Origin of the sequence: Streptomyces sp. NPDC056231 (assembly GCF_048270745.1) — a bacterium.
Lineage (GTDB): Bacteria > Actinomycetota > Actinomycetes > Streptomycetales > Streptomycetaceae > Streptomyces.
This window is the reverse complement of record NZ_JBLVKW010000205.1, coordinates 1-1,227: the sequence shown is the minus strand read 5'-3', so window position 1 is coordinate 1,227 and position 1,227 is coordinate 1. Positions and strand designations below refer to the sequence as shown.

The 1,227-nt window shown below is 72.3% G+C and carries 2 protein-coding genes and 1 pseudogene; all 3 read left to right on the top strand.

All coding sequences use genetic code 11. The features are described from left to right. Positions 1-546: pseudogene (locus ACNPQM_RS44140) on the top strand (PEP/pyruvate-binding domain-containing protein); the annotation flags it as partial. Positions 547-626: 80 nt separating this feature from the next. Continuing rightward, a complete protein-coding gene (locus tag ACNPQM_RS44135; protein ID WP_418088415.1) occupies positions 627-929 on the top strand; it encodes a PEP-utilizing enzyme in 303 nt (100 codons plus the stop codon). Further along, a complete protein-coding gene (locus ACNPQM_RS44130) occupies positions 926-1,153 on the top strand; it encodes a hypothetical protein (RefSeq protein WP_418088414.1) in 228 nt (75 codons plus the stop codon). The genes ACNPQM_RS44135 and ACNPQM_RS44130 overlap by 4 nt, the downstream gene beginning before the upstream one ends. Positions 1,154-1,227 lie beyond the last annotated feature (74 nt).

The window sequence follows — 1,227 nt, the reverse complement described above, 5'->3', positions numbered from 1 at the left end:
CGCCCCCCCAATGTTGTCCCCCCTGATCCCCCGGCACCATCGCCCGGCCCCTGGCCCGGGGGGTGGGGGCCACCCCCCCCCCCCCCGCCCCGGGCGGGGGGGGGGGGGGGGGGCGGCCCCCCCCCCCCGCCCGGAACCAGCCCGCAGGCCGCCGCGTACACCGCCCGGACAAGTCGGTCACCCGGACCCGTGGTGTCGGTGATCGTGCAGAGGCTGGTCCGCGCCGAAGCGGCCGGGGTGTTGTTCACTCGCCAACCGGTCACCGGCGCCGACCAGGTGGTGATCGAGGCGGCTCGCGGACTTGGCGACAAGGTCGTCAACGGGAGCCTCACCCCGCAGAGGTGGACCATCGACGGCGACGTGCTCACCACCCCGGACACCATCGTAGAGACGGTCCTGACCGCGGCGCAGGTGCGCGCGCTGGGCGAGACCGGCCGCCGGATCGAGGCCTCGTTCGGATGCCCACAAGACATCGAGTGGGCCATCGCAGACGGCACGGTCTGGGTGCTGCAGGCGCGCCCCATCACCACGGCTGCCGAGCCGGACGGACATGCAGCCCGCGATGCCGGCAAGGCGCTTGTCACAGGCACGCCAGCGAGCCCGGCACCGCAACCGGGCTGGTACGGATGCTCGGCGGGCTGGACGACTTCACCCGCTTCCGGTCCGGTGACGTGCTGGTCTGTCGCACGACCTCACCGGCCTGGACCCCGCTGCTGGCCCGCGCCGCCGCGGTCGTCACCGAGGTCGGCGGGGTTCTCAGCCACGCTGCGATCGTGGCCCGCGAGTTCCGGATTCCGGCAGTCACGGCCGCCGCCGACGCGACGACTGTGCTGGCCGACAGACTTTGCGTCGTCGTGGACGGCAGCCGCGGCAACGTCGCCATCGCTGGACAGGCCCCACACCGAGATCACGCCACGGAGCGCAGATGAGCCAGACTTCCCCCATCGAGCTCCTGGTGCTGCACGCCGTTCGGACCATGGGCTATGCCGACACCGCACGGATAGCCGCTCGCCTGAGCGTGACTGAGGACGAGGCGCGTGAGTACCTGCTGGACCCCCAGGCCCAGGGCTGGATCACCTTCTCTTCCTTCGCCGGTGACGGGGGCTGGTCGCTGACCGAGTCCGGCAAAGCACGTGACTCCTCCCCCTCGTAAACGAGGGGGCTTCTCGCTATGCCGGTTGGGCTTCGCGACGGACCAGCCCGGCCCGTAGGACGTTCAGGGCGCCC